This is a genomic window from Bradyrhizobium sp. INPA03-11B, assembly GCF_040446015.1.
Lineage (GTDB): Bacteria > Pseudomonadota > Alphaproteobacteria > Rhizobiales > Xanthobacteraceae > Bradyrhizobium > Bradyrhizobium macuxiense_A.
Genome location: NZ_JASGSR010000009.1, coordinates 59,615 through 82,332, shown reverse-complemented (window position 1 = coordinate 82,332; position 22,718 = coordinate 59,615). Strand labels below are relative to the sequence as shown.

General features: G+C 65.2%; 18 protein-coding genes and 1 pseudogene. 4 read left to right on the top strand and 15 right to left on the bottom strand.

The window, feature by feature from the left end; all coding sequences use genetic code 11:
- The first annotated feature begins 1 nt into the window (after window position 1).
- The gene (locus QMZ05_RS05830; protein WP_353699913.1) at window positions 2–508 is read left to right on the top strand and encodes a hypothetical protein; all 507 of its coding nucleotides are present in this window, start codon (window positions 2–4) and stop codon (window positions 506–508) included.
- Between the two features lie 18 nt (window positions 509–526).
- Here QMZ05_RS05830 and QMZ05_RS05825 read toward each other — a convergent pair whose 3' ends face one another.
- The gene (locus QMZ05_RS05825; protein ID WP_353699912.1) at window positions 527–712 is read right to left on the bottom strand and encodes a hypothetical protein; all 186 of its coding nucleotides are present in this window, start codon (window positions 710–712) and stop codon (window positions 527–529) included.
- Between the two features lie 190 nt (window positions 713–902).
- Between QMZ05_RS05825 and QMZ05_RS05820 the strand changes: the two genes are divergently transcribed.
- Both QMZ05_RS05820 and QMZ05_RS05815 read left to right on the top strand, forming a co-directional pair.
- Entirely contained in the window at window positions 903–2,732 is a 1,830-nt protein-coding gene (locus tag QMZ05_RS05820) for an aminopeptidase P family protein (RefSeq protein WP_353699911.1), read from the top strand.
- Window positions 2,733–3,013: 281 nt separating this feature from the next.
- Entirely contained in the window at window positions 3,014–4,291 is a 1,278-nt protein-coding gene (locus QMZ05_RS05815; protein WP_353699910.1) for a multidrug effflux MFS transporter, read from the top strand.
- A 156-nt stretch (window positions 4,292–4,447) separates the two neighbouring features.
- On the opposite strand, the gene ligA is transcribed toward QMZ05_RS05815, so the two are convergent.
- Window positions 4,448–6,598: an NAD-dependent DNA ligase LigA gene (gene ligA, locus QMZ05_RS05810; RefSeq protein WP_353699909.1), complete on the bottom strand. Its 2,151-nt coding sequence runs from the start codon at window positions 6,596–6,598 to the stop codon at window positions 4,448–4,450.
- Window positions 6,599–6,722: 124 nt separating this feature from the next.
- Between ligA and QMZ05_RS05805 the strand changes: the two genes are divergently transcribed.
- A complete protein-coding gene (locus QMZ05_RS05805) occupies window positions 6,723–7,010 on the top strand; it encodes a GIY-YIG nuclease family protein (RefSeq protein WP_353699908.1) in 288 nt (95 codons plus the stop codon).
- A 93-nt stretch (window positions 7,011–7,103) separates the two neighbouring features.
- Here the strand turns inward: QMZ05_RS05805 and recN are convergent, their stop codons facing one another.
- From recN to ftsW, 13 genes and pseudogenes are all read right to left on the bottom strand, one after another.
- Window positions 7,104–8,774, bottom strand: a complete 1,671-nt coding sequence (recN, locus tag QMZ05_RS05800; RefSeq protein WP_353699907.1) for a DNA repair protein RecN — start codon at window positions 8,772–8,774, stop codon at window positions 7,104–7,106.
- Window positions 8,775–8,787: 13 nt separating this feature from the next.
- Entirely contained in the window at window positions 8,788–9,681 is an 894-nt protein-coding gene (gene bamD, locus QMZ05_RS05795) for an outer membrane protein assembly factor BamD (RefSeq protein WP_353699906.1), read from the bottom strand.
- A gap of 260 nt (window positions 9,682–9,941) precedes the next feature.
- A complete protein-coding gene (lpxC, locus tag QMZ05_RS05790; RefSeq protein WP_353699905.1) occupies window positions 9,942–10,904 on the bottom strand; it encodes a UDP-3-O-acyl-N-acetylglucosamine deacetylase in 963 nt (320 codons plus the stop codon).
- 349 nt (window positions 10,905–11,253) lie between these two features.
- Window positions 11,254–13,044, bottom strand: coding sequence for a cell division protein FtsZ (gene ftsZ, locus QMZ05_RS05785; RefSeq protein WP_353699904.1), 1,791 nt, complete (start codon window positions 13,042–13,044; stop codon window positions 11,254–11,256).
- Between the two features lie 89 nt (window positions 13,045–13,133).
- The gene (gene ftsA / locus QMZ05_RS05780) at window positions 13,134–14,450 is read right to left on the bottom strand and encodes a cell division protein FtsA (RefSeq protein ID WP_353699903.1); all 1,317 of its coding nucleotides are present in this window, start codon (window positions 14,448–14,450) and stop codon (window positions 13,134–13,136) included.
- The gene (locus tag QMZ05_RS05775) at window positions 14,447–15,454 is read right to left on the bottom strand and encodes a cell division protein FtsQ/DivIB (protein WP_353699902.1); all 1,008 of its coding nucleotides are present in this window, start codon (window positions 15,452–15,454) and stop codon (window positions 14,447–14,449) included. The genes ftsA and QMZ05_RS05775 overlap by 4 nt, the downstream gene beginning before the upstream one ends.
- Window positions 15,394–15,715 (bottom strand): annotated as a pseudogene (locus QMZ05_RS05770) (D-alanine--D-alanine ligase); the annotation flags it as partial. The gene QMZ05_RS05775 and the pseudogene QMZ05_RS05770, both read right to left, overlap by 61 nt.
- 71 nt (window positions 15,716–15,786) lie before the next feature.
- Window positions 15,787–16,773 (bottom strand): D-alanine--D-alanine ligase, encoded by a 987-nt coding sequence (locus QMZ05_RS05765; protein ID WP_353699901.1) that lies wholly within the window; start codon window positions 16,771–16,773, stop codon window positions 15,787–15,789.
- Window positions 16,773–17,690 (bottom strand): UDP-N-acetylmuramate dehydrogenase, encoded by a 918-nt coding sequence (gene murB, locus QMZ05_RS05760; RefSeq protein ID WP_353699900.1) that lies wholly within the window; start codon window positions 17,688–17,690, stop codon window positions 16,773–16,775. The genes QMZ05_RS05765 and murB overlap by 1 nt, the downstream gene beginning before the upstream one ends.
- 271 nt (window positions 17,691–17,961) lie before the next feature.
- Window positions 17,962–19,365, bottom strand: a complete 1,404-nt coding sequence (gene murC / locus QMZ05_RS05755) for a UDP-N-acetylmuramate--L-alanine ligase (RefSeq protein WP_353699899.1) — start codon at window positions 19,363–19,365, stop codon at window positions 17,962–17,964.
- A 24-nt stretch (window positions 19,366–19,389) separates the two neighbouring features.
- The gene (locus QMZ05_RS05750) at window positions 19,390–20,061 is read right to left on the bottom strand and encodes a hypothetical protein (RefSeq protein WP_353699898.1); all 672 of its coding nucleotides are present in this window, start codon (window positions 20,059–20,061) and stop codon (window positions 19,390–19,392) included.
- A 9-nt stretch (window positions 20,062–20,070) separates the two neighbouring features.
- Window positions 20,071–21,171 (bottom strand): undecaprenyldiphospho-muramoylpentapeptide beta-N-acetylglucosaminyltransferase, encoded by a 1,101-nt coding sequence (murG, locus tag QMZ05_RS05745; RefSeq protein WP_353699897.1) that lies wholly within the window; start codon window positions 21,169–21,171, stop codon window positions 20,071–20,073.
- A gap of 141 nt (window positions 21,172–21,312) precedes the next feature.
- Window positions 21,313–22,464, bottom strand: coding sequence for a putative lipid II flippase FtsW (gene ftsW / locus QMZ05_RS05740; protein ID WP_353699896.1), 1,152 nt, complete (start codon window positions 22,462–22,464; stop codon window positions 21,313–21,315).
- Between the last annotated feature and the right edge of the window lie 254 nt (window positions 22,465–22,718).

The following is a 22,718-nucleotide window of genomic DNA, read 5'->3' as shown; positions in this document are numbered from 1 at the left end:
CATGACCGCGACCGGCAGACAGTGCGGTGACTGCACGCTCTGCTGCAAGGTGATGGCGATCGAGGAACTGGCGAAGCCGGCCAGCGTATGGTGTCCGCATTGCGCGCCCGGGCTCGGCTGCCGGATCTATTCGAACCGGCCGGCGGAATGCCGCTCGTTCAGCTGCGTCTGGCTGGTCAACGAGCTGCTGGAGGAGCACTGGAAGCCCTCGCGATCGAAGCTTGTGCTCACCACGTCCGAAGACGGTCTCGAGGTCCGCTGCGATCCGGGCTTCCCCGACGCCTGGCGCAGGGAGCCGTTTCGGGGCGAGCTCAGGGAATGGGCGATATCCGGCGAGACGCTCGACATGACCGTCGTCGTCATCGTCGGCCAGCGCATGACGCTGCTGACGCCGGAGCACGAATTCGACCTCGGTATCGTCGGCCCCGATGAGCGGATCGTGCGCGAACTCGACGGCACAAGGGTCGTCAACGCGACCGTGACGAAGGCCTCCGACCTCGAACAGTAAGTGCGATCTGCGGACTGGTTATTCGGGCGCGACAGAATCGCGGCCGGCGGTCTCGACCTTGTTCTGAGCGGCTGCACGCCTGGCACGCGCCTCGACAAAGCGATCGAGCATCTGGACGATGACGCCACGCGGCTTCTGCTCGACCGGCACGATCGGCCCGGGGGGCACCGGCGGCGAAATCTTCTCAAACGTGAATGCAGGCATCGTGCATCTCCTCACCGTTGAGTTGAGACACTCCTGGACACTCCCCACACGCTTGACCGACGACGTGCAGTGGACATCGTTTGGTCATTTCCACTATGCCACGATTCAAGCATAAGTTATGCCAAAAATATGGTCAGCTTGACTGCGCTTGTGCGGAGATCATGCTGGACCCGAAGAGAGTGCGAAGGCGATGTTCGAAGCTCATTTCCAGACGTTCGAAGAGCCCGAAGGCGGCGTGGCGCTGGCTGCGCGCTTAAGCGCGCTGCGCGAGGAACTGGCGCGGCGCAAGCTGACCGGATTTGTGGTTCCGCGCGCCGACCAGCAGCAGAATGAATATGTTGCCGCATCCGAGGAGCGGCTTGCCTGGCTGACCGGCTTCACCGGATCGGCCGGGCTCGCGATCGTGCTGGGCCGGGAAGCCGCCCTGTTCGTCGACGGGCGCTACACGCTGCAGGCCGCCAAGCAGGTCGACGCTAAGGCCTGGCAGGTCGAGCCGCTGGTCGAGCTGCCGCCGGAGCACTGGCTGACCCGGCACCTGGCGGCCGGCGACCGCCTAGGATTTGACCCCTGGCTGCACACTTCGGCGGCAGCCGAACGGCTGGCGGCGGCCTGCGCCAAGGCCGGTGCCGAGCTGGTCGCCGTCGACGGCAATCCGCTCGATGCGATCTGGCACGAGCGGCCGGCACCGCCGCTCGGCCGGGTTTCGATCCACGGCGCGCAGTTCTCCGGCGAGATCGAGGCCGAGAAGCTGAAGCGGATCCGGCTCGAGATCAACAAGCTCGGCGTCGATGCGCTGGTGCTCTCCGACAGCCACGCGGTGGCCTGGACCTTCAATATCCGCGGCGCTGACGTCTCGCACACGCCACTGCCGCTGTCCTACGCGCTGGTGCCGAAGGACGGCCGGCCGCTGGTGTTCATCGATCACCGCAAGCTGTCGAACTCCGCGCGCGACCATCTCGAGCAATCCGCCGATGTCGAGGAACCGTCGGCGCTGACCGCGAAGCTCACCGAGCTCGCCAAGCGCGGCGCCGCGATCGCGCTGGATAGCGCGACCGCGGCGGATGCCCTCAGCCGCCTGATCGTGGGCGCCGGCGGCAAGCCGGTGCGCGGCAACGATCCGGTCAGCCTGCTGAAGGCGGTCAAGAACATCGCCGAGATCGAGGGCACGCGCACGGCGCATCAGCGCGACGCGGTGGCGTTGACGCGCTTCCTCGCCTGGGTCGACCGCGAGGCGCCCTCCGGCCACCTCACCGAGATCGACACCGTCGAGGCGCTGGAGACATTCCGCCGCCAGACCGGCGCGCTGAAAGACGTCTCGTTCCCGACCATCGCCGGCACCGGGCCGAACGGCGCCATCGTGCATTATCGCGTGACGCGCAAGAGCAACCGCCGCATCGCCGCCGGCGATCTGCTGCTGATCGATTCCGGCGCGCAGTATGAAGACGGCACCACCGACGTCACCCGCACCATCGCGATCGGCAAGCCGACCGACGAGATGCGCGACCGCTTCACCCGCGTGCTGCGCGGCCATATCGCGATCGCCCGCGCGATCTTCCCGGACGGCACCACCGGCGCGCAGCTCGACAGCTTCGCGCGGCAATATCTCTGGCAGGCCGGGATCGATTTCGAGCACGGCACCGGCCACGGCGTCGGCAGCTATCTCAGCGTCCACGAAGGGCCGGCGCGGATCTCGAAGCTCGGCACCACACCGCTGAAGCGCGGCATGATCCTGTCCAACGAGCCCGGCTACTACAAGACCGACGCCTACGGCATAAGGATCGAGAACCTCGAGCTCGTGATCGGCACCGACATCGCCGGCGCCGAGAAGCCGGTCAACGCATTCGAGACGCTGACCCTGGCGCCGATCGATCGTCGCCTGATCGAGGTGAGCATGCTGAGCGCAGACGAGCTGAGCTGGCTCAACGACTACCATGCTCGCGTCGCGCGCACGGTGCGCCCGCATCTCGACGACAACGCCACCAAGCTGTGGCTCGACGAGGCGACGGCGGCGCTGAAGTAACGGCGCAAACATCGCTCCCCAGGTTCGATGTCGTCCCGGCGAAGGCCGGGACCCATAGCCACCGCCGCCCACTGTTGCATGACGCTGGGGCCACAGCGCGCCTCAACAATGCGCGCCTGTGGTTATGGGTCCCGGCTTTCGCCGGGACGACGGTGAGGTTATTGCGCGGGACGAAACATCGCCGCGGCGTCTCCCGAAATCGCATGGGCGTATGCCGAAACACCGGTATTCCGCGCGAACGGGCGCGCTACAGTCTTTGCATAATGCTGGATCGGACCTGAATGCACGGCGTGATGGGCAAGCCGCCCGGCGCGGCTAAAGACAACATCGCGACATCGAAGGTCATGCTGCTGATGCTCGTCGTGATGACGGGCGTCGCGCCGATCTCGCTTTACATGCTGGTGCCGGCGCTGCCGGTGCTGGCGACCGATTTCGGCCGCGACATTTCCATCGCGCAAATGACCGTGTCGCTCTACATGGTCGGCATCGCGCTGTCGCAGTTGATCATGGGACCGTTGTCCGACAAGTTCGGCCGCCGCCCGGTGCTGCTTGCGGGCCTCGGCCTGATGGTGGTGGCCGGCATCGGCTCCGTGTTCGCCGAGACCCTGCCGCAACTGATAGCGGCGCGCTTCTTCCAGGCACTCGGCGGCGCCAGCGGCATGGTGATCAGCCGCGCCATCATCCGCGATCTCTATCCGCGCGAGCGGGTCGGCGCCATGATCAGCCTCGTGGTCGCCGCGCTGATGATCGCACAGATGGTGAGCCCGCTGACCGGCGGCCTGCTGGAGACCGCGTTCGGCTGGCGTGCGATCCTCTATCTCATCACTGCGGCGTCGCTGACCACCACGATCTTCATCGCACTGGCGCTGCCCGAAACCCGCCGCGATCGCACCGACAGCTCCAGTTTCCGCGGCGACCTCGGCAAGCTGATCCGAAGCCGCGCCTTCGTCGGCTATCTCTTGTGCCAGGTGCTGGCGTCCCAGATCATCTTCGCCTTCGCCGGCGGCGGCCCCTACATCGTGGTGACCCAGATGGGCCGCAGCAGCGCCGAGTATGGCGCTTGGTTCGCGATGACGGGGTTCGGCTACTTCGTCGGCAATCTCCTGTGCGTGCGCTTCGCGCCGCGGCACTCGCTGGAGCGGCTGATCTGGTTCGGCCTCGCGCTGCAACTCGGCGGCAGCCTGTTGAACCTGGTCTGGAGTTTCACCGGGCTGAACCAGGCCCCGCTCTGGCTGTTCGGCACCCAGATGATCGTGATGGTCGCCAATGCCTTCGTGATGGCCAATTCCGCTGCCGGCGCCATCAGCATCCGCCCCGAAGCCGCCGGTACCGCCTCAGGCGCGATGGGCTTCCTGCAGCAGGGCATCGGCTCGCTGATCTCGCAGTTCGGCGCCTATCTCGGCGGCCATTCGACCACCACATTGCCGCTGACATCGGCGATCTTCGCGATCTCGATCGCCTGCGCCTGCACCATGATCTTCGTGGTGCCGCGGCGGAACGTGGTGGTGAGCGAGGAACTGATCACGCAGGCCGAGGAGGATGAGCAGGGGATGATGTGAGGCGCGCGCGAACGCCACACGCTCAACTCGTCATCCCCCGCGAAAGCGGGGGATCCAGTACGCCGCAGCCTATCGGGTGAATCACTGCGGCCTCTGGAATACTGGGTCCCCCGCTTTCGCGGAGGACGACAGCGGTGAGTGCGGCGACGCAGCGCCCTACTCCCCGATCAACTTCAACCACTCGTCTTCGGTCAGCACCTGCACGCCGTGCTTCTGCGCTTCGGCAAGCTTCGAGCCGGCGCCCGGCCCCGCGACGACATAGTCGGTCTTCTTCGACACCGAACCCGCAGCCTTGGCCCCTAACCGCTCGGCGGTCGCCTTGGCCTCGTCGCGCGTCATCTTCTCGAGCGAACCGGTGAACACCACGGTCTTGCCGGCCACCACCGAATTGCTCTTCGGTTTCTCGGCGTCGACGATCTCGTCGAGCTCCGTGGTCAACCGCTCGACGATGCCGCGATTATGGCTCTCGCCGAAATAGTCCGCGATGCTTTTGATCACGGTGTCGCCGATCTGGTCGAGCGCATCCATCTCAGTGATGGCATCTTCGTCGCCCTTGGCGACCTTCAGGCAGGCCTCGTGGAACGCCTCCCACGAGCCGTAGCCGCGCGCCAGCGCCAGCGCCGTGGTCTCGCCGACATGGCGCATGCCGAGCGCATAGATGAAGCGCTCCAGCCCGATCCTACGGCGGCTGTCGATCGCGGCGAACAGATTGCGCACCGAGGTTTCGCCATAGCCTTCGATGTCCTCGAGCTTCAGCTTCGCGTTGCGCTTCGGCAGCGTGAAGATGTCGGCGGGCTCCTTGACCCAACCCTCGTCGAAGAAATATTGCAGCTGCTTCACGCCGAGGCCGTCGATGTCGAACGCCCGTCGCGACACGAACAGGATCAGGTGCTCGATCTTCTGGAACGGACAGGCGAACTCGCCGCTGCAGCGCAGCCGCGAGCCCTCCTCGCCGGTCGCGGTCTCCTCGCGGACCACGTCGGTGTGCAGCGGGCACGGGCATTTCTTCGGGAAATGGAATTCCTTCGCGCCCTTCGGCCGCTTGTCGATCACGACGTCGACAACCTGCGGGATCACGTCGCCGGCGCGCTGGATCACGACAGTATCGCCGATCCTGATGTCGCGCCCCTCGCGCAGCTCCTCGCCCTTGTTGCCGATGCCCTTGATGTAATCCTCATTGTGCAGCGTGACGTTCTGCACGATCACGCCGCCGACGCCGACCGGCTCGAGCTTGCCGACTGGCGTGAACGAGCCGGTGCGCCCGACCTGGATCTCGATGTCGCGCAGCACAGTCATGGCGCGCTCGGCCGGGAATTTGTGCGCGATCGCCCAGCGCGGCGTGCGCGACACGAAGCCGAGGCGTTCCTGCCAGTCGATGCGGTCGACCTTGTAGACGACGCCGTCGATATCGTAGTCGAGCTCGGCGCGCTGCTCCTCGATCTTGCGATGGAAGGAGATCAGCTCCTCGACCGAGTGGCACAATTTGGTCAGCGGATTGGTCTTGAAACCGCAGCGCTCGAACCAGTGGATCATGCCGGTCTGGGTCTCCTCCGGCATCGCGCTCATCTCGCCCCAGGCATAGGCAAAGAAGCCGAGCGGCCGCGAGGCGGTGATACCGGGATCCTTCTGCCGCAGCGAGCCGGCCGCCGAATTGCGCGGATTGGCGAAGATGGTGTCGCTGGCGGCCTTCTGCCGCTCGTTGAGCGCGAGGAACGCCTTCTTGGTCATATAGACTTCGCCGCGCACCTCGCAGATCTCGGGCACGTTGCGGCCCTTCAGCTTCTGCGGCACATCCTCCAGCGTGCGGATGTTCGCGGTGACGTCCTCGCCTTCGGCACCGTCGCCGCGGGTCGCTGCGGTGACGAGCTCACCGCCCTCGTAGCGCAGCGACATCGAGAGACCGTCGATCTTCGGCTCGGCCGAGAAATCGATCTTGTCATCCGGCAATTTCAGGAAGCGCGTGATGCGTCCGACGAAGTCGACCACGTCGGCTTCCGCAAACGCATTGTCGAGTGACAGCATCGGAACGGAGTGGCGGACCTTTTTGAAGCGCCCCGACGGCGCGGCGCCGACCTTCTGCGACGGTGATTCCGCGGTGACGAATTCCGGGAAGCGCTTCTCGATCGCGTTGTAGCGCTGCCGCAGCGCATCGTACTCGGCATCGGTGACGCTCGGCGCATCGTCCTGGTAGTAGCGCTTGTCGTGGCCCTCGAGCTCGAGCGCAAGGCGCATTAACTCGACCTTGGCCTGGGCCTTGGTGAGCTTGTCGACGTCTGGAAATGATTTCTCTTTTGCTGCTTTGGCCATGCAAGGAGCGCGCTATAGTTCTCCGTCATTCCGGGGCGGTCCGTCAGGACCGAACCCGGAATCTCGAGATTCCGGCTTCGATGCTTCGCATCGCCTCGGAATGACGATGTAGGGAATGGGGCTCATGTCGTACTACGTCTACATTCTAGCAAGTCGACGAGACGGAGCAATCTATGTTGGGATCACCAACGATCTCGTGCGCCGGGTCTACGAACACCGAATAAAGGCCGTCCCAAGCTTTACATCCAAATACAACATCACGCAGCTTGTTTGGTTCGAAATCTACGACGATCCGATCTCCGCAATCGCTCGGGAGAAGGAGCTAAAGAAGTGGAAGAGAAGCTGGAAGACCCAGTTAATCGCGGCGACCAACCCGGAATGGAATGACTTGTATGAGTCGATCTGCGTCTGAGGTCGTCATTCCGGGATGGTCCGAAGGACCAGACCCGGAATCTCGAGATTCCGGGTTCGATGCTTCGCATCGCCCCGGAATGACAATGAGAGATTAACCCGCCGCCCGGAGCAGACGTTCCGCGGCGGCCCTCGCCTCCGCGGTGATCTCGGCACCGGCCAGCATCCGCGCGATCTCCTCGCGGCGATGGTCGGCCGCGAGCGCGTTGACGCGGGTGGCGACGCGCTTGCCCTTGTCGAGCGCGTCCTTGGAGATCAGAAGATGCTGGCTGGCGCGGGCAGCGACCTGCGGCGCATGGGTCACCGCCATCACCTGCACCTTGCCGGCGAGGCGCGCCAGCCGCGAGCCGATCGCATCCGCCACCGCACCGCCGACGCCGGTGTCGATTTCGTCGAACACCAAAGTCGGCGCCGAGCCGCGATCGGCCAGCACGACCTTCAGCGCCAGCAGGAAGCGCGACAGCTCGCCGCCGGAGGCGACCTTCATCATCGGCCCCGGCTTGGTGCCCGGATTGGTCTGCACCCAGAATTCGACACGGTCGATACCCTCTGGCCCCGGCGCGGCGGCATTGGCCTCGACCTGGGTCATGAATTTCGCGCGCTCGAGCTTGAGCGGCGCGAGCTCGGCGTTGACCGCCTTGTTGAGCTTCTCGGCCGCCTTGCTGCGCGCCGCCGACAGTTTTGCAGCCGCTGCCGCATAACGTTGGTCGGCTTCGGCGGCGGCCGCTTCCAGCTTCTTCAGCTGGTCGGCGCCGGCATCGATCAGCGCGACGTCGCCGGCATATTGCGCAGCCAACGCGGCCAGCAAATCCACGGGCGTCGAATATTTGCGTGAGGCAGCGCGCAGCGCGAACAGCCGCTCCTCGATCCGCTCGAGCTCGGCTGGATCGAAATCGGTCGCGGCAAGCGCTGCGTGGAGATGCTGGTCGGCCTCCTCCAGCGCGTTGATCGCAATGTCGATCGCTTTCACTGCCGGCTCGATCAGCGCAGGCGCATTGGCGGCGCGCCGCTCCAGCCGCCGCACCGCGGCCGACAGCGCCGACACCGGTGAATGCGAGCCGCCGATCGCCTCCTGCGCCTCGCGCAGGTCGGTCGCGACCTTCTCGCCCTGCATCATGGTGGTGCGACGGTTGGCGAGCTCGGTCTCCTCGCCGTCCTTCGGCGCCAGCGTCTTCAATTCCTGCGAGGCATGGCGCAGATAGTCGGCCTCGCGCGCAGCACGCTCCATGCCGGCGCGATGCTCGTCGAGCGCGGTGCCGGCGGTCCGCCTGATATCCCACAGCGCCTCCAGCGCCGCGACGTCCTTCTCGTGACCGGCGAAGGCGTCGAGCAGCTGGCGGTGGGTGGAGGCGTCGACCAGCGCGCGCTCGTCGTGCTGACCGTGGATTTCGACCAGGACGGCGCCGACCGCCTTCAGGGTCTGCACGCTGATCGCCTGATCGTTGATGAAGGCGCGGGTGCGGCCGTCGGCGAGCTGCACGCGGCGCAGGATCATCTCTCCGGTGTCGTCGAGGCCGTTCTCGGCGAGGATCCCGGCGGCCGGATGCCCCTTGGGGACATCGAACATCGCGGTGACCTGCCCCTGCTCGGCGCCATGGCGCACGAGGCCAGCATCGCCGCGGCCGCCAAGCGCCAGCGCAAAGGCATCGAGCAGGATGGATTTTCCGGCGCCGGTTTCGCCGGTCAGCACCGCCAGGCCACGGGAAAATTCGATATCAAGCCGTTCGATCAGGACGATGTCACGGATCGACAGACGGGCCAGCATGCGAGGACAATTCCTAGCCGAGACCTATCTTCTTGAAGGTCCTGCTGATCCAGGATCCCTGATTCTCGCTCGGCTCGAGACCGCCGGACTTTACTAGATTATACGCGTCCTTGTACCAGCGGCTGTCCGGAAAATTGTGGCCGAGCACCGCGGCCGCGGTCTGTGCTTCGCCGACGATGCCGATCGCCATATAGGCCTCGGTGAGCCGGTAGAGCGCCTCTTCGACGTGGCGGGTGGTCTGGTACTGCGTGACCACGGTCTTGAAGCGGTTGATCGCGGCGGTGAAGTCGCGCTTCTCGATGTAGTAGCGCCCGACCGCCATTTCCTTGCCGGCGAGCTGGTCGCGCGCCGCCTGGATCTTGTTCTTGGCTTGGGTCGCATATTCCGAGGTCGGATATTTGCGCACCACCTCTTCGAGCGCCGCGATCGCCTTCTCGGTACGACCCTGGTCGCGCGAGATGTCCGGGATCTGATCGAAATGCGATGCTGCGATCAGGTACTGGGCGTAGGCAGCGTCCGGGCTGCCGGGATGCAGCGTAACGTAGCGGGTCGCAGAGCCGATGCAGCTGTCGTAGTCGCCCGCCTGGTAATACGAATAGGCCGACATCAGGAGCGACTTGCGCGCCCAGTCCGAATACGGATGCTGACGGTCGACTTCCTCGAACTTCTTCGAGGCGGCCTTCAGGTCCTTCTTCTCGTTCATCATGTACAAGCCCTCATTGTAGAGCTTGTCCGCGGGCTCATCGACGAACGTATCGTCCTTGGCCATGAACTTGTCCCACAGCGCGCCGGTGCCGCAGCCTGAGAGCGGCAGTGCGAGCACGATCAGGCCCGCCGCAAAACGCAGCGCGCGAGCGGCCTTGGTCAGGCCGGAGACGTCAGAAGAGGAGCGTGGTTCGAGCGCCATACGCATTGCCGACATGAATTGTAAAACCTGACGCCTTTGATGCGGTTAACGGCGACCCCACTCCACCCATGAACCGCGATCATGGATGCAATATCTCACGTGCCGTTGGCGCCATATCAAGGCAACCGCGGGCCTGTTTAACCGAAAAATGACCGTCGACCAACCGAATAGGGAGCCAATCCGCCGGGAATAAGGCGACCCGGCGAAGTGCACAGCCTGCTGTGGTTATTACGGAAATTGGGACTGACCGCCGGCGGCGATCAGGACACGTCCGGACCGTAGGCCGGGGCGACGAGACCGCCCACGGTGCCTGCACCGGCTTCGACATGGCCCCGGACCGGCCGCCGGGCCGTCTCCGATTCGACCACGCGCCAGGCGCTACGGTCGGCCAGCAGCGCCTTCAGCACCGCATTGTTGAGCTTGTGACCGCCCCGCTTCGAGCGATAGATGCCGAGCAGAGGCAGGCCGGCCAGCGAGAGATCGCCGATCACGTCCAGCACCTTGTGGCGGACGCATTCGTCGCTATAGCGCAGGCCTTCGCTGTTGAGCAGCCGGGTATCGTCGAACACCACCGTGTTGTCGAACGACGCGCCGAGCGCGAAACCGGCGCTCCAGAGCCGCGCGGTGTCGCTGATGCAGCCGAAGGTCCGAGCCCGCGCGATATCGCGGCGGAAGCTTTCCGGCGACAGGTCGAAGGAGAAGCTCTGGTGGCCGATCACCGCATTGGCGAAGTCGATCTCGACCTCGGCGCGGAATCCACCAGCAAACGGACGCAGCTCACCGACCGATTGGCCGATCTTCACCTGTACCGGCTTCAACACCTGGATGAAGCGGCGCACGGCGGGTTGGGTGACGATACCGGCCTGCTCGATGGCGGCAACGAAGGCAGCCGAGCTGCCGTCCATGATCGGAACTTCGGGTCCATCGACTTCGACGGTGGCGTTGTCGATCCCCATGCCGCGCAGCGCCGCGAGCACATGTTCTGCAGTCGAAACCAGCGGCCCTTCGCGGTCACCGAGCACCGTCGAAAACTCGGTGGCGATCACGGCATCGGCGTCGGCGTGGATTTCGCGGTCGGCACCGTCGAGACCGGTGCGGACAAAAATATAACCTGCATCAACAGGTGCAGGTCCCAACGTGAGACTGGCAGGAAGACCGGAATGAACGCCTACGCCAGTCACGGTGGCTTGCGACCGAAGCGTTGTTTGACGGCTGAACTTCATTCGATAATGCCCACTACCCGACTTCGCTCAATTCAAGTGGCCAAACTTCCCCAAGGCCGACTCGCTTGAGCTCCCCAAGTCACGGCAGACCATAGTGATTTCCTAAACCGCGCCAACTCACGCTTCTTTACCGATTGTTACCCCATCTCCGCCGCATTCACGCCCAAGGTTAACCAAATTGCGGCAGCGAAAACGGCCCTCGGCGAGTGGCCATCTGACCACCGAAAGAATAATTAATCATTTAAAATCAGTTGCTTGTTTGCAGCGTGCAATCGCTTGCCCGCCAAAAGGAGAAGGCCCCGGCGGTTCCCCGCCGAGGCCTTCTTCATCGCCAAGGTTGTAACAAACTTCAGTTTGCCTGCCGGCGCAGGAAGGCCGGGATATCAAGATGGTCGTCGCCCTGTGGCGCCGGGGCAACAGGGGCCTGACGGCCATGCGCGTCCAATCCCTGCGGGGCCGGGCGCTTTGCATATTCCGATACCGGCTGCTCGTTCGCCGAGATCTGCTGGGCGACGCTGCGGGCCGGCTTGCGGTCGGGCAGCGGAGGCATCGTCGGCATCGCCGGACCCGAGGCGCGGGCCGCGATCGGCGGCTCGGTCTCTTCGTCGCGGCGGCCGAGGCCGACATTGGCGAGCCGCTGCAGCAGCGACAGCCGGGTCTTCTGCGGATGTTCCGCCTCACCATCACCGCTGGCCTGGCGAATCTCGGCCTGCGCCGGCATCGGCAGATCCTCGAACTTCGGCATCCGCGGGGCACGGACCGGCGACCGCTCCGCCGCCTGCGGGATGAAGGTCTCGGGCGGCATCGGCTCGTGCTGCTCGGCCCGGGCCGCTTCGTGATCCGGGAACAATGTCGGCTTCTGGGCAATCGGCCGGACCGTGACGTCACCATAGGAGGCCGGCTGCATCGGCGCCTGGGCGGCCGGTGCGCTGTCCGGGGCAACCGCGGCGGCGATCGCCGCGAGTGCGGCGCGCTCGACTGCCGGACGCTGCTGGTGCGCCACAGCCTGAGCCGCAATCGGAGCAACCGTCACGCCGGTCGGCGGCTCCAGCTTCTGGGCACGTTCGGCCATGCGCTGATTGTCGGCACGCAGGCGAGCGGTCAGGTCGGCCAGCCGGCTCTCCGGCGAACCGCCCGGCTGCTGCGCGGGAGCCTGGGCACGGGAGGCGATCGCGGCCTGCTCAATGCCGGTCGCGACCACGGAGACGCGAATGATGCCGTCGAGCGATTCGTCGAAGGTGGCGCCGACGATGATGTTGGCGTCGGCATCGACCTCCTCGCGGATGCGGGTTGCGGCTTCGTCGACCTCGAACAGCGTGAGATCCTTGCCGCCCGTGATCGAGATCAACAGGCCGCGGGCGCCCTTCATCGAGCTATCGTCGATCAGCGGGTTGGCGATCGCAGCTTCGGCGGCGGTCAGCGCGCGCTTCTCGCCGGTTGCCTCGCCGGTGCCCATCATCGCCTTGCCCATCTCACGCATCACGGCGCGGACGTCGGCGAAGTCGAGGTTGATCAGACCTTCCTTGACCATCAGGTCGGTGATGCAGGCGACGCCCGAGTACAGCACCTGGTCGGCCATCGCGAACGCGTCGGCAAAGGTGGTCTTCTCGTTGGCGACCCGGAACAGGTTCTGGTTCGGAATGATCAGCAGGGTGTCGACCACCTTGTGGAGCTCGGAAATACCGTGCTCGGCGGTGCGCATGCGGCGCTGACCTTCGAAGTGGAACGGCTTCGTCACCACGCCGACGGTGAGGATGCCCATCTCGCGGGCGGCCTTGGCGATCACGGGCGCAGCGCCCGTGCCGGTGCCACCACCCATGCCGGCGGTGACGAACACCATGTTGGCGCCGGTGAGATGATCGCGAAGCTCGTCCATGACTTCCTGCGCGGCCGCGGCACCGACATCGGGCTGCGAACCGGCGCCGAGGCCCTGGGTGACCTGGGTGCCCATCTGGATGATGCGCTGCGCCTTCGACATCGTCAGCGCCTGCGCGTCGGTGTTGGCGACGACGAAGTCGACGCCCTGCAACCCGGCGGTGATCATGTTGTTGACGGCATTACCACCCGCGCCGCCGACGCCGAAGACGGTGATCCGCGGTTTCAGCTCGCTGATGTCAGGGGGTGTCAGATTGAGTGCCATGGTTGCCTCTCTCGATTATGCGCGCGTTGGTTCGTCCCGGCCGCTGGCCGCAGGAGCTGGTGAAAATGCAATGAGCCGGGGTGCGGTCATCAGAAGCCCTCGCGAAGCCATCGTCCGACCTTTCCGAAGTAACCGTCTGTCCCTGTCCTGAGCTGCCGCGTGCGCCGCGGTTCGACATGTTCAAGATGTGCGTATTGCGGATAGACCAGCAGGCCCGTCGGCACCGAGAACGAGGCGCCCTTCGCCTCGTTCGGCAGCCGGCCGAAGCCGAGCGGCCGGCCGATGCGGACCTGCCGGTTCAGGATGCGGGTGGCAAGCTCGACGGTCCCGGTCAGCTGCGACGCGCCCCCGCTGAGCACGACGCGCGCCCTCGGCTCTGCCGCAAAGGGGGAATCCGCGAGCCGGTCACGGACCATTTCGAAAATCTCCTCGGCGCGATGCCGGACAATGTTCGCAATCGTGGCGCGAGATACGATTTGCGGGGTCTCCCGATCATCGCCTGCAGTGGGAACGGACATCAGCTCGCGCGAGTCCGAACCGCCGGTCAGCACCGTGCCGTATAAAGTCTTGATTCGCTCGGCATCCGCAATGCACGCGCCGATGCCGCGCGCAAGATCCATCGTGATGTGTTGCCCGCCGAGCGCAAACCCGGATGCGTGCACGAGGCGGCCGCCGGAATAGGTCGCGATCGTCGTCGAGCCCGCGCCCATCTCGACAACGGCAGCGCCGAGGTCGGCCTCGTCGTCGGTCAAGACCGACAGGCCCGCGACATAGGGGCTCGATGCCATGGCTTCGACGTTGAGATGGCAGCGCTCGACCACGAGCATCAGGTTCTTGGCGACCGTCGCGTCCGACGTCACCACGTTCATGTCGACGCCGAACTGGCGCGCCACCATGCCCTTGGGATCGCGGATACCCTTGACGCCATCGAGCGCGTAGCCGACCGGCAGCGCGTGCAGCACGGTGCGGCCGGCGCCGGCAGCGTGACGCATGCCGGCCGAGGTGACGCGGCTGATGTCGTCCGCGGTCACCGAGCCGCCGCGGATATCGGCCGCGGCTTCGACCAGCTGGCCATGCTGCCTGCCGCCGGAGACCGACAGCAGGACGGACTCGACACGGACCTTGGCCATACGCTCGGCCAGCGCCACGGCATGGCGCACTGCCTTCTCGCATTCGGCGAGATCGACGACGGCGCCGGCCTTGACGCCGCGCGACTGGATCTGGCTGTAGCCGATCAATTCGACCGCATGGGTGCGGCCGCGCAGCGCCTCGTTCGGCGGCGACGGCTTGAGCCGTGCGATCATGCAGGCGATCTTGCTGGAGCCGACGTCGAGCGAAGCCACCATCGCGGTGCGCTTCTGCATCGGGCGGGTCTTCGGGGTCAGATTGCGATCGAGGCCGGTCATGCGGAGTCACCCGGCTTCTTCTTGGACTTCTTGTCCTTGAACAGCTCGTCGCGCGCCTTGCCGGCTTCCTCCGACAATTGCACGATCAGCCGATCGGGCAGCCGCATGTCGACGGCGACAATGTCGCGCGAGAACAGCTTCTCGTCCTTGTCGAGCTTGGAGAGCGCGGCGAGCGCGTTGCCGACATCATTCTCCGGCAGGCGGACGTCGAGACCGTCCTTGAGGCGCAGGTTCCAGCGCCGCTCACCGACGAAGATCGCGGCCTTGGTCACCGAACGCACCTGCGGATAACGGTCGAGCAGCGCCAGGAAGTCCTGGGCGCGGGTGTCCGCGCCCTTGCCCACCACCAGCGGCAGATTGAGGAAGCGGCGCGTGACGTAAGGCTCGAGCACCGCGCCGTCGGAGGCGATCACCGACAGGCGGCCGTTCTGCTGCCACAACGCGAAGGCGGTGCGCTCGACGATGTCGATCTGCAGCCGGCCCGGATAGAGCTTGAGGATCGTGGCGTCCGCGATCCAGGGATTGGCCTTCAGCTTGGCGCGCACGGTATCGGCATCGAGGAACAGCAGCGAGGAGCGGCCGTTGACGCCGCCGATCGCAAGCACCTCGTCCTGGCTCAGCTGCTTGCGGCCGTTGATGCCGACCGTGGTGATGCGGAAGCCTGCGGAATTGGCCAGCGCGTTGCGGGTGTCGCTGAGCGCAGTGGTGAACTCCTCGACATGGCCGCCCCGGACGATGCCGAAGCCCAGGCTGCCGAACAGGATCGCCAGCGTCGCGACTAGGCCGATGCGGCGCGGCAGATAGCGTTCGACCATCTGGATGTAGCGATTCGGCGGCTCGCGATCGATCACTTGCGGCCGCTTGGCGGGACGCCGCCGGCGGCGAGCGAGATGGGCGCCGATATACTCGCGCAACAGCACCGCCGCTCCAATAGCGGCTGCTCTCAGGTCAGCTTGAGGCCCCAGCGATCGCAGCGATCGAGTGAGGCGTCCTGCACCATCCATTGCACGAGCTCGTCACATGTTGTGCCCGCAAACCCCGCGGGTCCCGGCACAAATCACGTCTCGGCTAGACCGGTGGGATTAGAGTGGCCCCCTGTTCCCTGGTTGCGATCCTCGAAGCGGTAATCCGCGACAGCTCACGCCCCGGCAGCCAAGCGCTACATGCGCCGCCAGCGTTAACCTTCGGGCTTCCTGGTAAACAAACGGTAAATGAGTTCAGCCTGGAGTGTATTTTGATCAACGCTTTGAGTACTTTGCCGCGAACCCGTTAGCATTTTAGCAACAGCGCCGGGTTCCATCCGGCCGAGTCGGGCGGGTTCCGCGCTCAGACGGCCTTAACGCTTGGCGCGGCGGCGGCCGAGTTCGATCTGGTCCTGCAGGAAGTCGGCAAAGGCGATGCCCTGTGCTTTCAAGGCCTTAGGGTACAGTGACGCCGCGGTGAGCCCAGGCAGCGTGTTGGTTTCGAGGTAGACCGGGCCATTGGCCGACACGATGAAATCGCTGCGCGAGTAGCCGGTGCAGGACAATGCCCGATGCGCCCGCAGAGCATGGTCCATGATCGCGGCGCTGACCTCCGGCGCGAAACGACCGGGACAGATCTCCTGGGTCGATTTCAGCAGGTATTTGGCTGTGTAGTCGAAGCCTCCCTCCGCCGGCACGATCTCGATCGGCGGCAGCGCGAACACGCTGCCGTCGGATTGCTCGAGCACGCCGCAGGTCGCCTCGACGCCCGACACGAACGGCTCGATCAGATAGTCTTCATGCTTCGCGGCATTGCGGACGGCGACGAGGTCCTGCTTGGCGTTGACGAAGATCAGCCCGTAGCTCGATCCGTCCTTGGCGGGCTTCGCGATCAGCTTGCCGTACTTCGCGAATGCCTCATCGATCTGTTCGACTGCGATCCCCTGCGGTGCGTTGATGCCGGCGATCGCGGCGAAGCGCTTGGCCGACGGCTTGTCGAAGGCCAGATGCGACGACGCCGAGCCGGAGCCGGTGAACGCGACGCCGCGCATTTCGCACATCGCCTGCAATTCGCCATTCTCGGCGCGGCCGCCGTGCAGACCGAGCACGAGCACGCGCTGCTCGGCGCCCGCTTTGTCGAGCGCCTGGTCGAGCGCGATGCCGGGACTATCAGGCTTGAAGTCGACCTCGAACGGCCGCGTGTGACCGAGCAGCTGTTCGGACGTCACCGCATGCACGGTGTCGTCGACGTCCCAGAACCAGAGCTCCGCGTCGGGCAGCGCGCGGTGCAGCGCCTGCGCGCTCGCAACTGAAACCAGCCGCTCCTTGTTGGTGCCGCCGAACAGAATGGTCACCTGCATCAGCTGTTCCCGATCCGCTTGATTTCCCAGTGCAGCTCAATTCCGCTGGTCTGCTTCACCCGTTCACGCACCGTCTCACCGAGGCTCTCGATGTCATGGCCGGTGGCGTTGCCGGTGTTGATCAGGAAATTGCAGTGCATCTCCGACACCTGCGCGCCGCCGACCTTGAGACCGCGGCAGCCTGCGGCGTCGATCAGCTTCCAGGCGCTGTTGCCGGGCGGATTCTTGAAGGTCGAGCCGCCGGTCTTTTCGCGGATCGGCTGCGCGGTCTCGCGATGAGTCTGCACCTCGTTCATGCGGGCGCGGATCGCATCCGCATCGGCAATCCTGCCGCGGAAGCGCGCCGAGGTGAAGATAACCGACGGATCGACGCCGCTGTTGCGATACACGAACTTCATGTCGGCATTGCCGAACGTGTGCCTGGTGCCATCGCGACTGACGCCGGTGGCCTCGATCAGCACGTCCTTGGTCTCGCCGCCGTTGGCGCCGGCATTCATGCGCAGCGCGCCACCGACCGTGCCGGGGATGCCAAAGAAGAATTCCATGCCGCCAATGTTTGCCGCCGCGGCCGTCTCCGCGACGCGCTTGTCGAGTGCGGCGGCGCCGGCGGTGACGACATCACCGTCCGCACTGGTCTCGCCGAAGGCACGCGGCGCCAGCCGGATCACGACACCCGGCATGCCGCCGTCGCGCACGATCAGATTGGAGCCGACGCCGACGGCATAGACCAGCAGCTCCTGCGGCAACCGCTTCAGGAAGTAAGCAAGATCGTCTTCATCCGCCGGTGTGAACAGCACCTGCGCCGGGCCGCCGACGCGAAACCAGGTCAGCTCCGCCAGCGACTGATTGGCCAGCAGCCGCCCGCGCAGCTCCGGCATCGCGGCTTTCAGGTCGGGCGTGATGTCAGGGAAGGTCATGATGCGCTGGTCGATCGGCGAACTTGATTGAGAGAACGTCGCATTGCGTTTTCCGCGATCGCCCGGGGCTTACCCCTCTCCCCACCCCTCCCCCACAAGGGGGGAGGGAGCCTGACGAGCGTGCTCACCTCACATCGCGCCACAGCTGCGCTCTGACTCTTTGCGCAAGTCAGGGACGCACTAGCGGACGGGTTCCCTCCCCCCTTGCGGGGGAGGGTTAGGGAGAGGGGTGAGCCGCACGGGCGGTGTTCGTGAAGGGCGACGACCATCATCACCCCAGCGCCTTCAATTCGGCGGGCAGTGCGTAGGCCCATTGCGTGATGTTGCCGGCGCCGAGGCAGACGACGAGGTCGCCGGACTTGGCAAGGCCGTGAACGATCTTCGCAAGCTCACCCGCGTTCGGCAGCGGAACCACGTTGCGATGGCCGTGAGCGCGCAGGCCGGCGGCGAAATGATCGCGGTCGATGCCGGCAATCGGCGCCTCGCCAGCCGGATAGACCTCGGCGACCACGACCGCATCGGCGTCGTTGAAGCAGGTGCAGAATTCCTCGAACAACGACTGCAGGCGGGTGTAGCGATGCGGCTGCACCACGGCGACGATCTTGCCGTTGGTGGATTCCCGCGCCGCCTTCAGCACCGCTGCGATCTCGACCGGATGATGGCCGTAGTCGTCGATCACGGTGATGCCATTGGTCTCGCCGGTCTTGGTGAAGCGCCGCTTGACGCCGCCGAAGCCGGCCATGGCCTGGCGGATGACGTCGTCGGACACGCCGAGCTGATGCGCGACCGCGATCGCCGCCGTCGCATTGGACGCGTTGTGGCGCCCCGGCATCGGCAGCATGATGTCAGCGATCTCGTGCTTCGCGCCGGTCTTGCGATCGCGGATCGCGACCTTGAATTTCGAGCCGCCGCCCATCGGCGTCAGATCCAGGAGCTGCGCATCGGCCTGCGGGTTCTGCCCGTAGGTGATGATGCGGCGATCCTCGATCTTGCCGACGAGGCTTTGCACCACCGGGTGATCGGTACACATCACGGCAAAGCCGTAGAACGGAACGTTCTCGACGAAATTGCGGAACGCATCCTGGATCGCCTCGAAGGTCTTGAAGTGATCGAGATGCTCGGGATCGATATTGGTGACGATGACGACGTCGGACGGCAGCTTGAGGAAGGTGCCGTCGCTCTCGTCGGCCTCGACCACCATCCAGTCGCCGGCGCCGAGCCGCGCATTGGAGCCGTAGGCATTGATAATGCCGCCATTGATGACCGTCGGATCGAGCCCGCCGGCGTCGAGCAAGGTCGCCACCATCGTCGTCGTGGTGGTCTTGCCATGGGTGCCGGCGATCGCGACGCAGCTCTTCAGCCGCATCAATTCCGCCAGCATCTCGGCGCGCCGCACCACCGGAATGCGCCGCGCGCGCGCCGCCATCAATTCGGGATTGTCGCGCTTGATCGCGGTCGAGACCACGACCACATCGGCGCCATCGACATTCTCGGCGGCGTGGCCGACGGAGATTTTTGCACCCTTCTTGCGCAACCGATCGAGGTTGTAATTATCCGACGCGTCGGAGCCTTGCACGGTGTAACCGAGATTGATCAGCACCTCGGCGATGCCGCTCATGCCGATGCCGCCGATCCCGACGAAGTGAATGGGTCCGATCTCGCGCGGCAGTCTCATGATTGCCGTTCCTCTTGGAGCAGTTCAGTCGCTGTTCGCGGCAATGAATACAAGAATGGCATAATGTTCGATGCTTCCATATGGCCGTGGGCTTCCCAGGAGGTGTTCCAGTGGGAAGGGGTTAAGGCATATCTGATCAATCACCGACTGGGACAAGTCAATCGGATACAGTCCCTCCATAAGGTACCGGAAGGTTCCATATCCGTCGCAATCAAGTCCGATCTCTTGGAGTTGCGATCTGTATCTGACCAGCTCTGAAAGGGATGGAATATCCCAACCAAGCTGGGAATCGTAATAGCCTTTCGCAATTTCAGTGAACTTGGCTTCTATCCCCGGCTTCAGCAAAATCCGATGCCCGACAAACCTAAGATGCTTGCAGGCGTGTCCTGCAGCCTGATGATCGATGAGACACCACGGATATCCATCAGCCAGTACAGGCACATGCGTCATGAAGGCGACGAATGCGGCCACCCGCATTTGTCGGGGAATTTCTAAATCCGGCTCAATGTCGAGCCACCTCGCGATAGGCGGGCCCATCGAACTCGCCCACCTCAGGGCAGCCTCGGCACGCGCACGATCGGGATGCCTGCCCCAGGGACCTCCGATTGAATCCAACGAGATCATGCGCGTCGTGTCAGAATCAAATCCCCGGAGTGGACCCAGAATTGTTTCTATCTCGGTGACATCTACTGTCATGCGACATTCTCACAGCCGTGCCGTCTTCATCACCAGATCGGCGAGCCGCTCGGCGGCATCGAGCCTGCCGACACTGCGCGCGGCTTCCGCCATCGCGGTCAATTTCTGGGGCGCGGCGGCGAAGGCGGAGATCTCGGCGGCGAGCCGTTCCGGCGTGAAGTCGCTCTGCGCGATGCGCAGCGCGCCGCCCGCCTGCGACAGCACGCCGGCATTGGCGAACTGGTCCTGATCGATCGCGCCCGGCAGCGGCACCAGGATCGAGGGCCGGCCGATCGCGGCGAGCTCGGCGACGGTGCCGGCGCCGGAGCGCGAGATCACGAGCTGGCTCGAGGCCAGGCGCGCCGGCAGGTCGGCGAAGAACGGTGCGAGCTCGGCATTGATCTTGAGCCGGTCGTAGACCGCGCGGACCCGGTCCATATCCTCTTCGCGCACCTGCTGGGTGATGATCAGGCGGCTCCACAGCGCGGGATCGAGCTGCTCGATCGCCGGCGGCACGATGTCGCTCATCACCCGTGCACCCTGGCTGCCGCCGACGACGAGCAGGCGCAGCGGTCCGTTCACCTCGGGCGCCGTGTATTTCACCGCTGCCGCTGCGAGGATCGCCGGGCGCATCGGCGTGCCGACCGTGGTGGCCTTGCCGGCGAGCGCGGGGTCGCGATCGAGCACGCCGGGCAGCGAGGTCGCGATCGCGTCGACGCGGCCGGAGAGGAAGCGGTTGGCGCGGCCGAGCACCGCATTGGCATCATGGATGATCCCGGGAACGCCGAGCATCCGCGCCGCCACGAGCGGCGGCAAGGTCGGGTAACCGCCGAAACCGACCACGGCCGCAGGCTTCAGCCGGCGCACCACATTGGCGGCAACCAGCGTCCCGTAGCCGAGCATCAGCACGGTCCGCGCCAGCGAGATCGGGTTGCGGCTGCGCACGGTCGCGCTCGGCACGAGTTCGATGCTCTCTTTGCCAAACAGGCCGGAGTAGCGCAGCGCGCGACCGTCGGTCGCAAGCCGCACCCGCAGGCCACGCCTGATCAATTCCACGGCGAGCGCTTCGGCGGGGAACAAATGGCCGCCGGTGCCGCCGGCCGCCAGCAGAATCAGGGGCGGGTTGTCCATGGTCGCCTTTTACATCGTCATTGCGAGCGAAGCGAAGCAATCCATAACGCCGCGAAACGGATGGATGGATTGCTTCCGCCTTCGCCAAGGCTTCGGCGGACAAGTCGTCGCTTCGCTCCTCGCAATGACAACAAGGGTCACCTACGCGTAGGCGCGCTGCGCGCTGGCGCCCTCCATCGATTCGATCTCGGTCCGCGGCCGCTGCCGCGTCAGCGCCAGCATCATGCCGACGCCATAGGCGAGCGAGACGAACGAGGAACCGCCATAGGAGATGAACGGCAGCGTCATGCCCTTGGCCGGGATCAGTTGCAGATTGACCGCCATGTTGATCGTCGCCTGCACACCGAACAGGATCGCAAGCCCCGATGCCGCAAAGCGCGAGAACATGTCCTCGGTGGCATAGGCGCGCGTCAGCGTGCGGATCACGATGAAGCCGAACAGCGCGACCAGCATCAAACAGAGGATGATGCCGAATTCCTCCGCCGCCACCGCAAACACGAAGTCGGTGTGGCTGTCCGGCAGGCTGCGCTTGGCGATGCCCTCGCCCGGACCGAGCCCGAACCAGCCGCCGTTCCAGAATGCCTCCATCGCGGTGTCGACCTGGAAGGTGTCGCCGGAAGCGGGATTCATGAAGCGCTTGATGCGGCCGGCGACGTGCGGCACCAGCAGATAGGCGCCGAACAGGCCCGCGCCGGCGGCGCCGGCGAGCCCGAACACCCAGATCATCCGCATGCCCGCGATGAAGAACAATGCGCCCCACACGGTGAGGATCAGCATGGTCTGACCGAAGTCGGGCTCCATCACCAGGAGCGTAACCAGCATCATCAAGAGTACCAGCGCCATCGAGGTCGCCGGCATCTCCGGCCGCTTGGTCGATTCCGCAAACAGCCAGGCCGCCACGATCACGAAGGAGGGCTTGGCGGCTTCAGAGGCCTGGATGTTGACGCCGAGCAGCGTGATCCAGCGCCGCGAGCCCTTGACCTCGGGCCCGAGCAGGAGCGTGAGCACGATCAGCGCGATCGACACCGCGAACACGATCAGCGCGGTGCGCCGGATCTGCCGCGGCGTCATGAACGACACCCCGATCAGCACGACCAGCGACGGCACCAGGAACATGACGTGGCGGTTGAAGAAGTGGAACGGATCGAGCCCGATCCGGGTCGCGACCGGCGGGCTCGCCGCCAGCGACAGGATCACGCCGGCCAGCATCAACGCGGCGATCGCGACAAGCAGCAACTTGTCGACGGTCCACCACCAGTCCGAGAACGGGGTGCGTTGGTCACGGGCGAGCATGGGCGTCCCCAGATGGCAGAGATAACGTCCATTCGTGGCGCAGGATGGTTTCCAAGGGGTTAACGGGATGGGTAACTTTTGAGGGAGGTGCGGGCAGGCTCGCGGATCCCACGCGCAGCTGTCGTCCCTGCGAAAGCAGGGACCCATACTCCGCGGCGGATATTGTTGAAGGGACTCGTCGTCCTAGCACCGCCCACCAACAACCGATCGTGGTTATGGGTCCCTGCTTTCGCAGGGACGACGCTGAGAATGCG